This window comes from Mucilaginibacter sp. dw_454, from assembly GCF_018449775.1.
Lineage (GTDB): Bacteria > Bacteroidota > Bacteroidia > Sphingobacteriales > Sphingobacteriaceae > Mucilaginibacter.
Map to the genome: position 1 here is coordinate 379,805 of NZ_JAAVVB010000003.1, position 18,280 is coordinate 398,084.

19 protein-coding genes are annotated in these 18,280 nt (G+C 41.5%); 16 read left to right on the forward strand and 3 right to left on the reverse strand.

Annotated elements, in window-relative coordinates; all coding sequences use genetic code 11:
• Positions 1–119: 119 nt before the first annotated feature.
• Together HB679_RS12095 and HB679_RS12100 are read right to left on the reverse strand one after the other, a co-directional pair.
• Positions 120–1,388: an SGNH/GDSL hydrolase family protein gene (locus HB679_RS12095; protein ID WP_214072239.1), complete on the reverse strand. Its 1,269-nt coding sequence runs from the start codon at positions 1,386–1,388 to the stop codon at positions 120–122.
• 137 nt (positions 1,389–1,525) lie between these two features.
• Entirely contained in the window at positions 1,526–2,107 is a 582-nt protein-coding gene (locus HB679_RS12100; protein WP_214072240.1) for a porin family protein, read from the reverse strand.
• A 135-nt stretch (positions 2,108–2,242) separates the two neighbouring features.
• Between HB679_RS12100 and HB679_RS12105 the strand changes: the two genes are divergently transcribed.
• The 14 genes from HB679_RS12105 to HB679_RS12170 all read left to right on the forward strand — a co-directional run bounded on the left by HB679_RS12105 (position 2,243) and on the right by HB679_RS12170 (position 14,682).
• Positions 2,243–2,458: a hypothetical protein gene (locus HB679_RS12105; protein ID WP_214072241.1), complete on the forward strand. Its 216-nt coding sequence runs from the start codon at positions 2,243–2,245 to the stop codon at positions 2,456–2,458.
• Between the two features lie 59 nt (positions 2,459–2,517).
• Positions 2,518–4,257: a S41 family peptidase gene (locus HB679_RS12110; RefSeq protein WP_214072242.1), complete on the forward strand. Its 1,740-nt coding sequence runs from the start codon at positions 2,518–2,520 to the stop codon at positions 4,255–4,257.
• 145 nt (positions 4,258–4,402) lie between these two features.
• Complete coding sequence (locus tag HB679_RS12115; protein WP_214072243.1) at positions 4,403–4,975, forward strand: hypothetical protein; 573 nt, start codon at positions 4,403–4,405, stop codon at positions 4,973–4,975.
• A gap of 227 nt (positions 4,976–5,202) precedes the next feature.
• Positions 5,203–5,712, forward strand: a complete 510-nt coding sequence (locus HB679_RS12120) for a hypothetical protein (protein ID WP_214072244.1) — start codon at positions 5,203–5,205, stop codon at positions 5,710–5,712.
• 71 nt (positions 5,713–5,783) lie between these two features.
• Complete coding sequence (locus HB679_RS12125; RefSeq protein ID WP_255547594.1) at positions 5,784–6,563, forward strand: UDP-2,3-diacylglucosamine diphosphatase; 780 nt, start codon at positions 5,784–5,786, stop codon at positions 6,561–6,563.
• A gap of 209 nt (positions 6,564–6,772) precedes the next feature.
• Positions 6,773–7,846 (forward strand): peptide chain release factor 1, encoded by a 1,074-nt coding sequence (gene prfA / locus HB679_RS12130; RefSeq protein WP_214072245.1) that lies wholly within the window; start codon positions 6,773–6,775, stop codon positions 7,844–7,846.
• A gap of 261 nt (positions 7,847–8,107) precedes the next feature.
• Positions 8,108–9,031: an FAD:protein FMN transferase gene (locus HB679_RS12135; protein WP_255547595.1), complete on the forward strand. Its 924-nt coding sequence runs from the start codon at positions 8,108–8,110 to the stop codon at positions 9,029–9,031.
• A 184-nt stretch (positions 9,032–9,215) separates the two neighbouring features.
• Complete coding sequence (locus HB679_RS12140; RefSeq protein WP_214072246.1) at positions 9,216–9,533, forward strand: hypothetical protein; 318 nt, start codon at positions 9,216–9,218, stop codon at positions 9,531–9,533.
• A 25-nt stretch (positions 9,534–9,558) separates the two neighbouring features.
• Complete coding sequence (locus HB679_RS12145; protein ID WP_214072247.1) at positions 9,559–10,440, forward strand: hypothetical protein; 882 nt, start codon at positions 9,559–9,561, stop codon at positions 10,438–10,440.
• 9 nt (positions 10,441–10,449) lie between these two features.
• Entirely contained in the window at positions 10,450–11,133 is a 684-nt protein-coding gene (locus tag HB679_RS12150) for a response regulator transcription factor (protein ID WP_214072248.1), read from the forward strand.
• Between the two features lie 2 nt (positions 11,134–11,135).
• Positions 11,136–12,452 (forward strand): HAMP domain-containing sensor histidine kinase, encoded by a 1,317-nt coding sequence (locus tag HB679_RS12155; protein WP_214072249.1) that lies wholly within the window; start codon positions 11,136–11,138, stop codon positions 12,450–12,452.
• 147 nt (positions 12,453–12,599) lie between these two features.
• Positions 12,600–13,343 carry a DUF6515 family protein gene (locus HB679_RS12160; protein ID WP_255547596.1) on the forward strand — a complete coding sequence of 248 codons (744 nt, stop codon included), beginning with the start codon at positions 12,600–12,602 and terminating at the stop codon, positions 13,341–13,343.
• Positions 13,344–13,662: 319 nt separating this feature from the next.
• Entirely contained in the window at positions 13,663–14,433 is a 771-nt protein-coding gene (locus HB679_RS12165) for a Ku protein (RefSeq protein ID WP_214072250.1), read from the forward strand.
• A gap of 93 nt (positions 14,434–14,526) precedes the next feature.
• On the forward strand, positions 14,527–14,682 hold the full coding sequence (locus HB679_RS12170) for a lmo0937 family membrane protein (protein WP_214072251.1): 156 nt from the start codon (positions 14,527–14,529) through the stop codon (positions 14,680–14,682).
• Between the two features lie 96 nt (positions 14,683–14,778).
• Here the strand turns inward: HB679_RS12170 and HB679_RS12175 are convergent, their stop codons facing one another.
• Positions 14,779–16,578 (reverse strand): PDZ domain-containing protein, encoded by a 1,800-nt coding sequence (locus HB679_RS12175; RefSeq protein ID WP_214072252.1) that lies wholly within the window; start codon positions 16,576–16,578, stop codon positions 14,779–14,781.
• 127 nt (positions 16,579–16,705) lie between these two features.
• On the opposite strand from HB679_RS12175, the gene HB679_RS12180 reads away from it, so the two are divergent.
• Complete coding sequence (locus tag HB679_RS12180; protein ID WP_214072253.1) at positions 16,706–17,173, forward strand: MarR family transcriptional regulator; 468 nt, start codon at positions 16,706–16,708, stop codon at positions 17,171–17,173.
• Between the two features lie 10 nt (positions 17,174–17,183).
• Positions 17,184–18,269 (forward strand): efflux RND transporter periplasmic adaptor subunit, encoded by a 1,086-nt coding sequence (locus HB679_RS12185; protein ID WP_214072254.1) that lies wholly within the window; start codon positions 17,184–17,186, stop codon positions 18,267–18,269.
• The last annotated feature ends 11 nt before the right edge of the window (positions 18,270–18,280 follow it).

The following is an 18,280-nucleotide window of genomic DNA, read 5'->3' on the forward strand; positions in this document are numbered from 1 at the left end:
ACCATGCTACCTATGACAGAGTAAAAGTTGTCATTTCGAGCATGGCGAGAAATCTATACACGCGCTAATCAAAACGCAAATGTATGTGTATAGATCTCTCCTACGGTCGAGATGACGGGCTATTGCCATTTTATAGTATTTGTACTTTGTGCCAGGTTAGCCAGCGGATTCTTTGATTTATTATCCAACGGCGCATATAACTCAAGGCTTGATTTTAATAAGGTGTTATTGGCAAGGGCCTTAACCTCATCAATATTCATCCCCGACCGATAAAATAGCCAGTTTTTAACGGTTATGTTATTGTCGGTTTTGCTACCTAGAGAAAGCTCTTTCAAAACAATTCGTTCATCTATGTGGCCCTGAAATGTGCTGTCGCAATATAATGCTGTTTCGCTGTGGGCATAGTAATGAGTCAGGGTTATTTTATGCCATTGACCATCGGTTATTTTAGTGTTGCCTACTATTGCTTCTTTTAATGGCGAGGTATATTTAACCACACCTTTATCTGTAATAGTGATAGACCCGGTACGGCCCAAAGAGTCTTTTAACTGAATGATCTGACCCTTGCCATCCGCTTTAATATTGATAGTAGTGGTAAACGGATGTACTATATTCTCTGGTTTAAAATCTATGGCGTTGTTGCTTTTTAACGAAAGGCCAGACCCATCAACCCATTTCGGTAGCGCTTTTCCATTGCTCAACGCATCAAATAATGATGGTACAATGGTATAGGCTAATTCCTGGTGACCTGCATCGTTTGGGTGGCCGTCATTATACCAGTAGCCGGCTGCCCATTTGCCGGTACCATCATCAATACCGCCTAATAAATTTATCGACGGTACGTCCAGTGTATGTATCCACAGGTCCATTTGTTTGGTATAGTAATAGTCTTTATCGTTAAAATCGTTACGGGTGTAGCAATTAGTCACTACCGGCGTGTATCCGCTATCGCGGGCCATGGCAATCAATTTAGGCAAATTAGCTTTGAATTGGTCATACATGCTTTTGCCTTGCTCATGTAACATCTCATTACCTAATGACAAAGCTATTAATACATACTTGCCATGCTGCGAAACAAAGTCCCGGTGCCAGCGCTTCATAAGCCGGATAGTATTATCGCCACCGATAGATTTATTGACAGGGTTCCATTGCTTACCCAAACCGCTAGCTGCGCGCTGTTGTAAGATCCTGCTAAACATATAGGTGTAGCCAAAGTTATTGGTGGCACCAAAGCCGTAAGGTACCGATGAGCCGAAGTAGACAATTTTCATAGTATCCAGCTGCACCGCAGTTTTATTGGTGTCGACAGCCGGTGTGTAAGCCCGGCATTCGGCAGCTATAAAAACAGGCAATAAAACCAGTAAAGGCAATATAAATTTCGGTCTCATAAATGTTGGGTAGGTTCCTGAAACACAATTTTATATAAAAAAATTTAATCGCAACGCACATCGCCCTAAAACAAAAAAAAGCGACCATCATTGTTACATGACGATCGCCTCTTTTTAATACTGTTATGCGCTAAGTATTAAAAGAATTTGAAGCCTACGCTCAATGCCCAAAGATTTTGACGCTGTCCGTAATTATCGTCTACTTTGGTTAAGTTACCTTCGTAGCGTAAGTCGGCAGTAATAGGGCCAATATCAACACCGGCACCTGCCTGGTAACCCAGTGTGCTGTTGTTATAACGGCCAAAATCATCAAATGCAGCATTGAAATTGTTTGAAAAATCCTGGTGCTTATCCATTAAATAGGTATAGATAGGGCCGGCCATGATTCTAAAATTCAAATCTTTGTCGCCAAAAGAGCCGCCAAATAATAACGGCACATTCAGATTGGTAAATTTAACCTTGGCGCTGTAGTCGGTACCATTTTGGTTAGCATCAAATTTGCCGCCTGTACTACTCAAATATAGTTCGGGTTGTACATAAAACCCTCCACCAAAGCGGGCAAATAAGCCTGCCTGGTAGCCGGCAACTGATGAGTGATGGAAGTTGTCTGAGTTTATTTGAGAATAGTTAACGCCTCCTTTTACACCAAGACTAAATTGCGCTTGCGCCCCAATTGTGGCTGCTATAACCAGCATTGCGCTTAATAAGTACTTTTTCATAGTAGTAGATTTTTAATTTATAAATACGGCTTTGTTTTTAGGGGTGCCGTAACAATTGGTTAACAATCGCTGTACCAAATTTTTGGCACACGCTTGCATTGTATTTTTTATATTTTTGCTGAAAATATTTTTACTATGGCAGAAATAAGCATCACCAGCAAAGAGTGGGAGCGCGTTAAAATTAAAGTGCAACGCAAGTACAATCACCTTACTGATGCACAACTAACTTACAATGAAGGGCAGGAGGAAGCTTTAATTACCAACCTGATGCACCTGGTTAACCGCAAGCGCGAGTATGTGGTGTTTACCCTAAAAAAAGCTTTGGTCAATATTGACAATAATAGGCTGTAAAATAAGTTAATTATTTTGCAGGCAGTTTTTGTAGCTTTATATTTTAAGATTTCTATTTGATGAAAAAGGGTGTGGTAATTAAGTATAAAGGGTTTCTTTTATCGGCGGGTATTATTGCTTTATCGCTCGGTATCTGGAGTTTTAGTGATGACTTGTTCCAGATCTCCAAAAATCTGGAAGTATTTGCATCCTTATATAAAGAGGTTAACATTAACTATGTTGATGATATTAACTCGGCCAAGTTTTTAAAAACCGGCGCCGATGCCATGCTGGAGGGTTTGGACCCTTATACCGAATTTGTACCCGAATCTGAAATTGAAGACTACAAGCTGCACTACGTAAGTACGCAATACGGCGGCATTGGCGCCAGCGTGTTTGCCCGCAATAACAAAGTATACATATCAAACGTATTTGAGGGGTTCCCGGCCCAGAAGGCTGATGTGCGCCCCGGCGATCAGGTTGTTAAAATTAATGACATTGCCCTTGATGGTAAAAATAGCGACGATGTTGGCCAATTACTCAAAGGCTCAAAAGGCGCTGTAGTCAAATTATTGCTAAAACGTGATGGCGAAGACAAACCAGTCGAAAAAAATCTAACTCGCGACGAAATTAAACAACCCAATGTTTCTTATCATGGCATGGTTGCCGGTAACATGGGTTATATTAAACTGGATAGATTCCTGGAAAACTCTGCCCAGGAAGTTACTGACGCACTTGTCGATCTGAAGAAGAATAATCCTAACGGTATTATACTGGATCTTCGCTCAAACGGCGGCGGCATTTTGCAGGAAGCGGTTAAAATAGTTAACCTTTTTGTGCCTAAGGATGTTGAAGTTGTATCGCAAAAAGGGAAAGTAAAAGAAAAGAATTATACCTATAAGACCGTTAACACGCCGTTGGCGCCGGATATGCCGCTGGTAGTGCTGGTCAACTCGCGTTCTGCTTCGGCATCAGAGATTGTTGCCGGCTCATTGCAGGATTTGGATCGTGCTATAATCATCGGCCAGCGTAGTTATGGTAAAGGTTTGGTGCAGCAAACATTCCCGCTACCTTATAACAGCTTAGTTAAAATTACTATTGCAAAATACTATGTTCCATCGGGCCGTTGTATCCAGGAGATTGATTATACACACCGTAAAGACGATGGTACCGTAGTAAAGGTAGCCGACTCTTTGGTGCACGAATTTAAAACCAAAGATGGCCGCTCGGTTTATGATGGCAGCGGAATTTATCCGGATATCTTTATCAAACGCGATCTGTTTGCTAACATTACTCAGGCGCTTATTACAAAGTTTTTCATTTTTGACTACGCCACAAAATATCGCCTGTCGCACCCAAAAGTTGCCGACCCTAAAGATTTTGCTTTAACTGATGCAGAGTATGATGATTTTGTGAAATACCTTTCTGATAAAAATTATACCTATAATACCACCTCAGAAAAAGTATTAGCTGCGCTCAAAACAGAATCAACTAAAGAAAAGCAGTTTGACCAGATACAAAGCGAATACGACGCGCTGAAAGCCAAAATGGCGGTAAGTAAGAAAAACGATCTGCAACTGCATAAAGAAGAGATTAAACAAACGCTGGAGAACGAAATAGTAGGCCGGTACTATTTTGATAAAGGCCGTTTTGAAGCTTATTTTAAATATGATAAGGAGTTGGCAGAAGCTGTAAAAACCATGCAGGACAAAAATCAGCTGGCAGCTATTTTAAAGGGCGATGGCGCTTATAAAGTAATAGGCAAGCCGGTGCTGGCCGCCGTGGGCGATAAAAAAGACGATACCAAAAGCAATCAATAAGGCCCGTTAAAAAGACTTATAAATAATAGTTTAAAGAAGCGATGTAAAACCATCGCTTCTTTTGTTTGTTGCGAATATTATCCAAACAATTAAACTATTGCTTTAACCCACGTCTTATTACAAAACAAGACACAATAACATTCTTATGAAAAAGATTCTTTTAACAGTAATGCTGCTAGCTAGCTGCATCGCTTTCAAAGCCGAAGCTCAACTTCGTATTAGTTTAGGTTTAAATATAGGCAGCCAGCCTGAATGGGGGCCTACCGGTTATGACCATGCAGAATACTACTATATTCCTGATGCCGACGCGTATTACGACGTGCCAAACCATCAGTACGTATATCTGGAGGGCAATTCATGGGTTCGCGGTGGGGCATTGCCGCCGAGATATCATTTTGACCCATATAACAGCTACAAAGTAGTAGTTAATCAGCCATCTCCATGGTTGCATGCGGCTAATTACAGAAGTAGATATAGAGGTTTTAGAGGTCGTCGCGATCAACAACTTATTCGCGATAGCCGTGAGGATAGGTACCGCAACCATTGGAACGGTAACAACGGTCGTGGTAATGGTAATGGCTGGCATGATGATCATGGCAGAGGCCATGACGATCACGGTAATAACGGACATGATGACCACGGAAGAGGTCACGACGATCACGGCAGAGGCCATGATGATCACGGCGGTCATGGAGACCATGGCGATCACCGTAACTAGTCTACCTTAAGTTGATATTTAAAAGCCTTTCAGCAATGAAGGGCTTTTTTGCAGGTTTTCATTGCTGATAAAATGACAATCAATAATATTTTATAAACAATAGTTTAAAGAAGCGATGTAAAACTATCGCTTCTTTTGTTTGTTATAACTATCATCGAAACAATTAAACTATTACCTTTAACCAACGTCTTATTACAAAAAACAACCACAACACAACAAAAACATTTATGAAAAAAATCCTTTTAACAGCAATGCTGCTAGCTAGTTGCTTTGCTTTCAAAGCTAATGCACAACTTCACATCAGTTTAGGTTTAAATATCGGCAGCCAGCCTGATTGGGGTCCTGTAGGTTATGACCACGCCGAGTACTACTACATTCCTGATGCCGACGCGTATTATGACGTGCCAAACCATCAGTACGTATACCTGCAAGGCAACTCATGGGTACATGGTGCTGCATTGCCAGGAAACTACCATTTCGACCCATACAATAGCTATAAAGTAGTTGTTAATGAGCCTACTCCATGGGTGCATGCAGCAACTTACAGAGCTAAATACAGGGGTTTTAAAGGCCGTAAAGGCCAACCGGTTATTCGTGATAGCCACGATAATAAATACAAAAACCACTGGAATGGCAACAATGGCCATGGCAACAACGGTCATGACAATGGCCACGGCAATAATGGTCATGACGATCATGGCAAAGGAGGCCATGATGATCACGGACATCGTAATTAATCGATTTAAAATTGACGTTAAAAGCCCTTCAGCAATGAAGGGCTTTTTTGTTGGCTTACATTGCCGATAAAATGTATTTTTGGCCAGACATGGCAACAGGTACTAAAATTTATTTCGCGTCCGACTTTCATTTAGGCGCAGGCGGTTATGAAGGCAGTCGCGCCCGGGAAGACCGCCTGGTGCGCTGGTTGGACATGATTAAAGCCGACGCTGCCGAAGTATTTTTAATGGGCGATGTTTTTGATTTTTGGTTTGAATACAAAACTGTAGTGCCACGCGGATATCTCCGTTTTTTAGGTAAACTGGCCGAACTGGCTGACAGCGGTATAAAGCTGTACCTGTTTAAAGGCAATCATGATATGTGGATGTTTGATTACTTTGAGCAAGAGCTTAAAGCAACCATCATTAGCGATGAATTAGAGATTGAGCGCAACGGCAAGAAGTTTTACCTGCACCACGGCGATGGCCTGGGCCCGGGCGATGCCACCTATAAATTGCTGAAAAAGTTTTTCAGGAGCCGGTTTTGCCAATGGCTCTTTGCCCGCCTGCACCCAAATTTAGGGGTGGGAATTGCCAACTACTGGTCGCAACACAGCCGTATTGCCGGCCTGGCCGATAAAGAACGTATGTTTTATGAGCAGGAGTGGCTGCAGGTTTTTAGCCGGGAATTGTTAACCCAAAAATATTTTGATTACCTGATATTTGGCCACCGGCACCTGCCGCTTGATATTCAGCTGGACGATAAAAGTCGGTATATTAACCTGGGTGAGTGGGTTAATTATAACTCTTATGCGGTTTTTGATGGTGAGGAGTTGAGGTTGGAATATTTTGAGAAGATAAAAAAATTTTAATGTCATTGCGAGCGTAGCGTGGCAATCGCAAGGATGCAATATTCGCGATTGCCACGCTACGCTCGCAATGACAGTTTTAATGTTGATTGTCATCGCACCATAACCTTTTAGCTTTAACATTTACCGGTTAGGCTTTGAATTTAAAAAACCGTATTTTTGCATTCTTTTAAGGCTTGGACTTTTTGCCGGCCAATGGAAAGGATTAGTTTATGTTAGAAAAATTAGAATTAATATATCAACGCTGGAAAGCAGTAGAAGCCGAGTTAAGCAGCCCTGACGCTATGGCTGATATGAAGCGTTTTGCCCAGTTAAATAAAGAATATAAGGACCTGGCTAAGATTGTTGACGAGTATAATATTTACCGCAACGTGATGAGCAATATTGCTACTAATAAAGAGATCTTAGCTACCGAGAAGGACGAAGAGTTCCGCGAGATGGCTAAAGGCGAGTTGGACGAGTTGCTGGTTCAGCAAGAGGAAAAAGAGGAGCAGATTCGTTTAATGCTGATCCCTAAAGACCCGGAAGATTCTAAGAATGCCATCATGGAAATTCGCGGTGGTACCGGTGGCGACGAGGCATCTATTTTTGCCGGCGACCTTTACCGCATGTATATGCGTTTCTGCGAAAAACGCGGTTGGAAAACCGAACTGGTTGACTTTACCGAAGGTACCGCAGGTGGCTATAAAGAGATTGTATTTAACATAAATGCAGAAGATGCTTACGGTACTCTAAAATACGAGTCGGGTGTGCACCGTGTGCAACGTGTGCCAGATACCGAAACTCAGGGCCGTGTACATACTTCGGCAGCATCAATTGTAGTATTGCCAGAGGTTGATGAGTTTGATATCGTATTAAATCCGGCCGATATCCGTAAAGATTTGTTTTGCGCGTCTGGTCCGGGTGGGCAATCGGTAAATACTACCTATTCGGCCGTAAGGTTAACACACTTACCAACCGGTGTTGTTGCCCAGTGCCAGGATCAAAAATCGCAGTTAAAAAACTTTGATAAAGCCTTACAGGTATTGCGCTCTCGCGTTTACGAACTGGAGCTACAAAAACATCTGGAAGAAGCATCTAAAAAACGTAAAACCATGGTTGCAACCGGCGACCGCTCGGCTAAAGTACGTACCTACAACTATCCGCAGGGCCGTTTAACCGAGCACCGTATTGGTTTAACTATCTATAACCTATCGGAAGTAATGAACGGCGGTATACAGGAAATTATGGAAGCCCTGCAGTTTGCAGAAAATGCCGAGAAACTGAAAGAAGGAACGGTAGCGTAATTTTTGATGTGCAAATATGCGGATGTGCAGATATGCAAATGATTTGATCATTAGTATATCTGCATTTTTTGTTTACCAGCACATTCTACATCACGCATTTGCACATCATAACACATCCATTTGTCATTTTTCCATCTGCATATTTGCACATCCGCATATCTGCACATCCGCCACACATCTTTTACAGTTATTATAATTCGGTTTTCATCTTGTTTTCATAAAGCCCATCTAATTTAGTTTTTGGAAATTAAAGACTGGATTATGCTGGCTCTAAAAAAGGTAATATCGAATAACTCAACCATCTACAGACGCGAAGTGATGCTGATGGGTAATAAGTTTGAAATTAGTGTGGTAGGGAATGACCCCATTTGGGCTGGCGAGCGCATCAACAGCGCCATTGCCGAAGTTAACCGTGTTGAAAAACTGTTAAGCACTTTTGGCGAAGACAGTGCGGTAAATACCATTAACCGTAATGCCGGTATTAAGCCTGTAAAGGTTGGCGCCGAGATCTTTAAAATGGTTGAGCGCTCTCTGCAAATTTCTGAACTTACCTACGGATCATTCGACATTACTTACTACAATGACGATAAAGCTGATCAAGATTTAGACGTAGCAACAGCTACTTACACTACCGTGAATTATAAAGATGTAGTGCTTGACGCTACAGCTACCACCGTTTTTCTGAAAGAAAAAGGTATGCGTATAGGTTTTGCCGCCAACAGCAAGGGCTACGCTGCCGACCGCGCTAAATATGTTATGCAGCTAGAAGGTGTTAGCCATGGGGTAATTAACGCCGGTGGCGACCTGCTTACCTGGGGCCTGCAACCAGACATGGAACCATGGACCGTTGCCACTGCCGACCCGCGCCAGGCCAACCAGCCTTTTGCCGATCTGGACATCAGCAATATGGCAATAGCTACTTCAACTAATGCCGACCACTACGTTAATCTTGGCGATAAAAAATCAAGCACTGCTAAACAAGCCAACGGTTTTGCCGTGAGCCAGATTAAAAGCGTAAGCATTGTTAGCCCAACCGCCGAATTTTCTGACGCTATGGCTACGCCGGTAATGTCTATCGGGGTTAATGCCGGTATATATCTGATTAATCAATTAAACCAGATAGGTTGCGTCATTATTGACGATCATAACCGCATATATCCGTCAAAAGGTATCAACATCGCTTAGCAAAAACTAACCGGCAGTGTTTACTGCGGTTGTATGCCTAAGGGTTGATGTTTGGCTTGCTTCAAATAATTCCTTAAAAAATTATAAAGTTTAAACCCATTGCTATAATTTAGGCCGGTGCCCAAAGCGCCTGCTTTTTAATTTACTGATTTTTGGAGAAATTTTTACCAAATTCGTTTCGTCGATGTTAAAGCGGCTTGCATATATTGTATTGTTGTTGATATTTGCAGCTAGCTTATCATCTGCTAAAGCCGGCATGGCTCGCCATGAACCGGTTAAAGGCGATTATATGCGATACGATTTAGCCAGCGATACTACCAAAAAGCAGAAAACAGAAGAGGATAGTAAAAAGATCAAGGAAATATCAAAGGCAAAAAGACAGGTTAAGCCGGAAAAGATTAGTGATAAGGATGCGGATAAGGCTAAGCCTAAACCTAAGCGCGAACGCCGCCCTGAAGGTTTGGACAGACCGCCGGAAATTCCGAGGAGAAATGGCAATTAACCTAAACTAAACAAGCCGACACAAAATGAAGTACCTGCGTATACTAATCTTAATTGCTGTTTGTAGCCCTGCCACCGCCGCAGGTTTGCTTCGACGCGACTTTGATTTTAGCCACGCCAGCTATACCGTAAAAGACACTGATACCATTATCCGTAAACAATCGCTTTCGGTAGGTATAAATTATGGTAGCGATGCCATGTTCTTTGGCCGGGTGGGTCCAATAACGTATCCGTATTTTTCAAGCGATGTGGTTTACAATTTTAAGAGCGGCTTTTTTGTATATGGCTCGGCTTTAAGATTGTTAGGATACAATACCTCTGTAGATGAGGTTGACGTAGGCGGTGGTTATCTTTATCACCCCACCAGGCAATTCTCTGGCGCTATATCTTACAACCGGTTTATATTTAATAAAGAAGAGCGGATCATTGAGTCGGCAACTTCAAATGATGTAAACTGGAAAAACTCGTTTGACTGGGGTGCGGTAAAATCAACCGCGACGGTGGATTACCTTTTTGGAAAATCAAGCGACTTCTTCCTGACCGTAACGCACTCCAAATATTTTGAAACCAAAGGCAATATTTTTGACGACAAAGATTACCTGTCATTTAATCCTGCTTTTAGCTTTATTATTGGTACTCAAAATTTTGTGGAGCGCTATTCGTTAGATCATCAGGATAGGGCAAATGCTGATAACATATACAGGCTTGGGCCGGGCTCGTCGTCAGATTTTAATAATGGCCGTTTAAATATGCTTAATTACAGTTTTAAGGTACCAATAGCTTATAACCGGCCGCATTATACATTAGAACTTTCTTATAAGTATTCCATACCGGTTAACGTTGAAGGAGCTTTAGAAAACAAGCATGAATCATTTATAAGTGCATCATTTTTCTACGTTTTTTATTAAAGTACAGGCATGAATGTTTTAATAATTGAAGATGAAGAAGCATTAGCACACGAACTGGAGATTTTCCTGAACAACCATAATTATGTAACGGATGTTTGCTATAACGGCAGCTCGGCTTCAGAAAAAATTGCCACCAGCTTGTATGATTTTATCCTGATTGACCTGGGCCTGCCCGATTATGAGGGACTGGACCTGCTTAAAGAAACAAAGAAAAATAACCCGGACGCAGCTTGTATTATCCTTACTGCACGTGCCGAAATTAATGACCGTGTACGCGGGCTTGATCTGGGTGCAGACGATTATTTGTCAAAGCCATTCTCATTGCTCGAATTACAAAGCCGCATGCAGGCCATTATGCGCCGTAAATTTGGGCTAAAACAAAATATAGTTGAGCTTGGCGATTTCCTGATTAACTTAACCGATAGGGTTATAACCTGCAAGGATGATGTAGTAAGCGCCATCACCAAAAAAGAGTTTGACCTGATTGCTTATCTCATACTGCATAAAAACCGAACGCTGAGCCGTACCCAACTAAGCGAACACATTTGGGGCAGTATCATCAATGACGATTATGACTCTAACTACATTGATGCGCACATCAAAAACATCCGTAAGAAATTAAATGTTTATGCTGCACCCGATTGGCTGGAAACGGTACGCGGTTTGGGTTATAAAATAAAGGTCAATACTTAACATTGAAACTCAGAACAAAACTTACGCTGTTTAATGCCTTATCAAAACTGGTAATTGTAACACTGTTTGTATTGTTGTTGCCATTGCTTATTCGCGACATTAACCAAAACTTTACCGATAACAAGCTTCAAAAGCAGAAAAGTAAGATCCTGCGTATCATTAAGACCTCCGGGATAAAGGATAACTTATATGCTACTTATTCGCCGCTTAAAGAAGAGTTTTATAGCCTTGATGAAGACACAGTTAATGAGCACCTGGACACTATAAAAAACGAAAAACGCAAAATTGAAGGCGATACCATAGCGTACCGGATATTGAGCTATAATTTTGTAACCGCAAAAAAAAACTATCTGCTTGAAATAGGCAAAAGCGTAGATAGTATTGGCGAAACCAGCGCCCCGCTGCAAAATATAGCCTTTGTGGTGTTGATAGGCATGATCTTGTTGACTATCCTGGCAGATGTTTTTTACACCAATAGGGTACTTAATCCATTATCGCTAATTATTAAAACTAAGCTGATAGGGCAGAAGTTTCCAAATTTTGGGTTGTACAAAGAGGTGAAAACCACTACATCCGATTTTCAATACCTCGACATCAGCATCCACAAAATGATCGAAACCATTGAGGTGGCATTTCAGAAAGAGCGCGAGTTTATATCCAATGCATCGCACGAATTGATGACACCCATATCCATTCTGCAGTCAAAGATCGAAAATATGTTTGACGAGGAAGATATTGCCGATGAGCTGAAAGTACGTTTGCTGGAGATGCAGAAGATCCTGAATCGCCTGAAAAGTATCACCAAAACCTTGCTGCTCATATCGCAGATTGAGAATGAACAGTTCCTGAAGGAAGATAAGATCTCAATAACAGAACTCCTGCAGGAGGTTTACGACGAGATAAACGTACGCCTGGCCGATAAAAACCTGACTTTTGATATACTTGTCCCAAATGATGTGGTCCTGGTAAATGTCAATCGTTTCCTTATCTTTAACTTGTTTTTTAACCTGGTGAATAACGCCATTAAATATAATAAGGCCGATGGCGAGATTGTTATCACTACCGAGAGCGAAGGCAGCAATTTCATAGTCAACATAACCGATACCGGCATGGGTATAAGTGCCGAGGATATGCCATTCATATTCAATCGATTTAAAAAGTTCAGACAATCTATGCAGCAGGACAGTTTTGGCTTGGGGCTGCCTATTGTTAAGTCTATTGCAACCTTCCACAATATAAAAATAGAGGTAGATTCGGTTAAAGATATGGGTAGTAATTTCCGACTTATTTTGCCGGCACAACTCATCAAAAGCGTTTAATCATCAGCCATAAATAAAATAGAAATTTTTTTATCGGCAGATTAAACCTTTTGAACCTGAATTTGTCTAACAAATGTTATGTTTAGTAAAAGTTTTATCTACAGATACTATAATAGCACCCAAACGAGTTAATATTTTTTACCCCATATGAAAAAGTTGTTTAAATATGCTGCTGCCTTAGTGTTAGGCGGAGCTTTGTCTGTAATGGTAGTTAATAATGCTGATGCGCAGCGTGGCGGAGGCCATGCGGGCGGTGGCGGTGGGAGCCGTGGCGGCGGCGGAGGTAGTTTTCGCGGTGGCGTAAGCTTTGGCGGTGGTTACCGCAGCGGTTTTGGCCTGGGCTTTGGTCTGCGTAGTGGCTACAGAGGTTTTTATGGCTATCCGTCGTTAGGTTTCTATTTTGATGCCCTGCCGTTTGGTTATTACCCGTTTTATATGGGTTCGTCATTATTTTATTATTCTAATGGTATTTTTTATCAGCCATATAATGATGGTTACGAAGTAACTGCCCCTCCGGTAGGAGCCGCCGTGCCTTCTTTACCGAAAGCTGCTAAGTCTATTATGATTGATAATCAGCAGTTTTTTGAGTTTAATGGTGTTTACTATAAAATCGTTATCAACGATAAAGGCGATAAAGTTTATGTTGTAGCAGGCAAAGACGGTGTACTAAACACTGATAATGGCGATGGCGGCAACGGTAATGACGCCGGTACAGTTAACCAGGTGCCACGTGTTGGCGACATTGTTGATCAATTGCCGGAAAATGCACGTCGTGTTACGCTTAACGGTAAAAAGTACTATGTTACTGCCGAGGATATTTATTTCGAAGAAACTAAAGATGCTCAAGGCAATATTGTTTACCGTATAGCCAGCGTTCCTGATAGTCAATAATTTGTTGTCATTTATATAATTGAAGCCTCCTTGTAAAAGGGGGCTTTTTTGTTCTCTTAAATTTTTTCATCCTAAGCGCCAGCGAAGGATTTACCTCTTTTAATAAAGAACGTCATTGCGAGGAACGAAGCAATCTCTACACTTGCTAGTCAACATCCTGAGTGATCGTGCTGGTTATCGCCAATGAGATTTATCCTATTGACTGTCTGTTGTAGAGATTGCTTCGTTCCTCGCAATGACGAGTTGGTAATTGACGTTCTATATCATCCACTAAAACCGTTTCCCTTTTTCATAGTTATAGCATTACAAACATTTAATTATGAGATCAATCTGGAAAGGTTCAATAGGCTTTGGGTTAGTGAGCATACCCGTTAAGCTGTATTCGGCAGTGCAAACTACTTCGCTTGATTTTGATATGCTGGATAGTCGCGACCACTCGCGCATTCGTTACCAGCGCGTAAATGAACAGACCCATAAAGAAGTGCCTTATGATAAAATTGTAAAAGGCTATAAAATGGGCGATGAATATGTGGTGATGGAAGATGATGATTTTGAAGACGCAGCCCCCGAAAAAAGCAAGATCATAACTATCGAAAGTTTTGTAAATGTAGACGAGGTGAATCCGATGTTTTACGAAACATCATACTATACCGAACCTGATACCAAAAACAACAAAGCTTATGCGCTTTTACTACAAGCGCTTGCCAAATCAAAAAAAGCCGGGTTAGCGCGTTTTGTTCTGCGCAGTACCGAGAGCCTTTGTATTGTTCACCCGGTAAACAATGTGCTGGTGGTTACCCGTATTCGTTTTGGTCAGCAAATTCGTGAGACAGATGATTTGAGTATTTCTGACAAAGTCGACATCAGCAAAAAAGAACTGGACATGGGCCTGGCGCTGATAGAGCAATACGCCGAAAAATTTGATGTGTCCAAATTTAAGGACGAATATACTGCCCAGTTGTTGGACATTATCAAAGCTAAATCAAAAGGAAAACGTGCTACTGTTAAGAAATTGACGCCGCGTAAATCCAGCGGAACAGACCTTTATGACCAATTAATGGATAGTTTGAAGGTGAACAAGGGCGCGTAATGCATGTCAGTAATCTATGATCTAAAATTTTGGATTAGTTATTGCAAAACATTTGATAATATCTATGAAAACATTCACTAAAAACAACAAACCATGAACTCACTATTGTATATCATCGCAGTTATCCTGGTAATAGGATGGGCGTTAGGTTTCTTCCTTTATTCAGCAGGTGGCATTATCCACATATTATTGGTAATAGCTGTTATAGCTTTATTGCTGGGTTTAATCAGAAGACCAACCGCACTCTAATTGCCAATTAATATATAAATATAAAGCCGGGCTGTTATGCAGCCCGGCTTTTTTGTTTATAATGTAGAGACGCAATATTTTGCGTCTCCGACGATATTATTTCAATGTCAACCACTTTTTCCTTACCGTCAACTGTTCGGCCGTTGGATTTGGTAATTCTTCGATCTTGTATTTTACTTTCGTGCTTTTTAGCAATGTAACGGGTATATCCATGTTAATGCCATCGCGTATTACAGTTACGTTAATTTGTTTGCCGGGCTTCTTGCCGTTGATCAATTTTGTAGCATCGCTAACAGGTTCGCCATCTATTTCTATGATCTCGTCGTTAACATTAATACCGCTTATCCAGGCTGCGCTATTACGGGCTACCGCGGTAACTACAACCCGTTGTATGTTAGGGATGGTAGCAATGCCCAAGGCTGCGTCATTGCTGCTGGCCAGTTCGTCAGTTAATTTATAGCCGGCAAAGCCTAAATAATGATTATAGTCAACCGGGGTTAAGCCGTTAATGTATTTAGCATAAAAGTCATCCAAATTTTTGCCCGCAAATTTCTCAACGCCGGCTTTAAATTCTGCATCGGTATAACCGCGCTTTTGTACCTTATAGTATTCGTTATACATGTACTTCATTACATCGTCTAACGAGTATTTCGCCTGGCTGTCATTAATAATCTCCAGGTCAAGCAACAAAGCAATGATAGCTCCCTTAGTATAGTAAGATATCGTAGTGTTACCTGAATTTTCATTAGGCCGGTAAGCTTTGATCCAGGCGTCATAGCTTGACTCGGCCAGGGTTTGTACTTTGGCGCCTTCAGAGTTCTCTAGTTGGTTGATATCCTCGGCTAATACGCCCAGATAATTATCGGTTGGGTATAACTGAGTACGGTGCACAATAATATCCTGGTAGTAAGCTGTAAAACCTTCGGCTATCCATAAGTTGGTGGTATAATTTTCATTATCATAATCAAACGGACCCAAAGCTATCGGGCGCAAACGTTTAACGTTCCATAAGTGAAAATGCTCATGTGCCGCAAGGCTTAAAAAATTCTCATAACCTGGTTTGGTATCATAAGCATCGCGCGATGCGCCGAGCGTGGTCGAGCTCAGGTGTTCTAAACCGCCACCGCCTTTAAGCGCATTGTGTACAATAAAGGTGTAATGCTTGTTAGGGTTTTCGCCATAGATAGCAGTTTCTTGTTCAACTATGCTGGCCATATCCTTTTTCAGGCGATCGTTCTCGTAATTGCCACCGCCCACCATGCACACTTCATAGTGCACACCGCTGGCTTCAAAATCAAAAACGTCCTGTGTGCCAATTTCAATAGGCGAGTCAAACAGGATATCAAAATCGGGCGAATGACGTGTAAAGGCATCGCCATTTACTTTCTCTAAACTGGTTGATACAGTTGTCCAGCCTTTATATGGGTTGATGTGGATAGTAGCAGGTGAATGCAGCATATTACCCGGATAAATGAACATATCCGGCGATGACAGGAACGCGTGCGACGCATCGATGAAACTGGTGCGTACCGATATTTCAAAAGCGTACACACGATATTTTACCACCACAGTGCCAATTCCTGCTGTATTTAACTTCCAAATGTTTTTACGGATTTTATTTGCAGCCAGAGGTTTTCCGTTAGCACTGGCGCTCAGTGTTTCAATATTACGGGCAAACTCGCGCACCAGGTATGAGCCGGGTGTCCAGACAGGCATTTTCAATTCAAGTTCATCCTGCTTTAAGCCGTTGATGGTCATTTCAATATCGGCATAATGGGCCTGAGCCTCGGGGAATGAAACATTGTAATATATTTGAGTATTGTCTGCCGCATTGCCGGTAGTAGCCATAAAAAATAGTATTAAAGAAAAAATAATTGAGCGTAAAATTTTTTTCATATCGCAAGGTAAAAAAATTGCAGCAGCTATAAATTATAAATCAAAAACTTAAAACAGTGCCAGTTGTAAAATGGTTGATACATGCAACTAATATAGAAACTCCTATTTAATTTTACCGATATAACCTATGAAGACAAAATTAGTAGAACCAGTATCGCGAAAGCTAAATGTATTGGGTCAGGATTACCTTGCCGCGCTGAACGATCATCTGGCCATGTTTGATATTGATCGCCATTTTTACCCACTGACATTGATTCATCGTAATGACGGACAGCTAACACAAAAAGCGCTTGCCGAAATATTGGGTAAAGATAAATCGCTCATTGTTAAAATTATTGACCGCCTTAGTGAAAAAGGCTTTGTTTATAGAACAGTTAACCCCGAAGACAGGCGCGAACATTTTTTAAGCGCGACTGACAAGGCCCGGGAGGTAGTACCACATATCATCAAAACTTTTGAACACATGAATCAATCGGCGTCAAAAGGCATATCGGCGCATGATATGGAAATATTTGAAAACGTATTGTTAAAAATGAGAGATAACTTAGCTGATTTTGCTAAAAAACAAACCGCAACCGACACAATTAAACCATAATTAAACCTCCATGAAGACCAAGTATATCATATACATTTTACTGGCAATACTTATAGGCGCTTTAGTGTATAACAAGTTTTTTAGCGCCCGCGCCAAAAAGCGCGACGCATCAACTGCAACAGGTAAAGGCGGCAAAAAAGGTGGGCGTAACGGCCCGGTACCGGTAAAATTGTTAATTGCCAGGGATACTACGCTGGACACCCGGATTGATGTAACCGGCACGCTTGACGCAAACGAAAAGGTAAGCCTGATCAGCGAAACAGCAGGCAATATTACCGGCATTTATTTCCAGGAAGGCAGCTATGTAAAAAAAGGCCAGTTGTTGGTTAAAGTTTACAACCAGGACCAGGTTGCGGCTTTAAAGCAAAATGATTATCAGATAGCCCTGGCTAAACAAAATGAATATCGCAACAAGATATTGCTGCAAAAAGAGGCCATAAGCCAGCAGGAGTATGATACTTCATTAACCAGCTTAAACACGTTAAAAGCAGCCAGCGATGTATTGAAAGCGCAAATTTCTAAAACAGAGATTCGTGCACCATTCTCTGGTACCATTGGTTTACGTAATATAAGCCCGGGTGGTTATTTATCGCCAAGTACCGCTATTGCTTCTTTGGTAAACATGGACCCGGCTAAACTAACTTTTGCCGTGCCCGAAAAGTATTTGCCGCTGTTAAATAATGGTACCAAAGTCGTTTTTAACGTCAGCAGCTCAGATCAAAACTTTAAAGCAATTGTGTATGCTATCGAGCCTTCTATTGATTTGAACTCGCGTACTATAACGGTTAGGGCTAAGGCCGATAATCCTAAAGGGATCTTAAAAGCAGGAAGCTTCGCCAAGATCAATATTCAATTGAACCAGATACCAAAAACTATTATGCTGCCTACCGAGTGTGTGGTGCCCGATCTGAAATCGAGCGTGGTGTATGTGTATCACAATGGTATAGCAGTAGCTAAACCGGTTAAAACGGATGTGCGTACCGAAACCCGTGTGCAAATTACCAGCGGTATTAAAGCCGGTGATAGCGTAGTAGTGTCGGGCATTATTCAAATGCGTCCGAAAGTTCCTTTGAGAATAGTTAAGGTAATTAAATAAGCAGCTTCCTC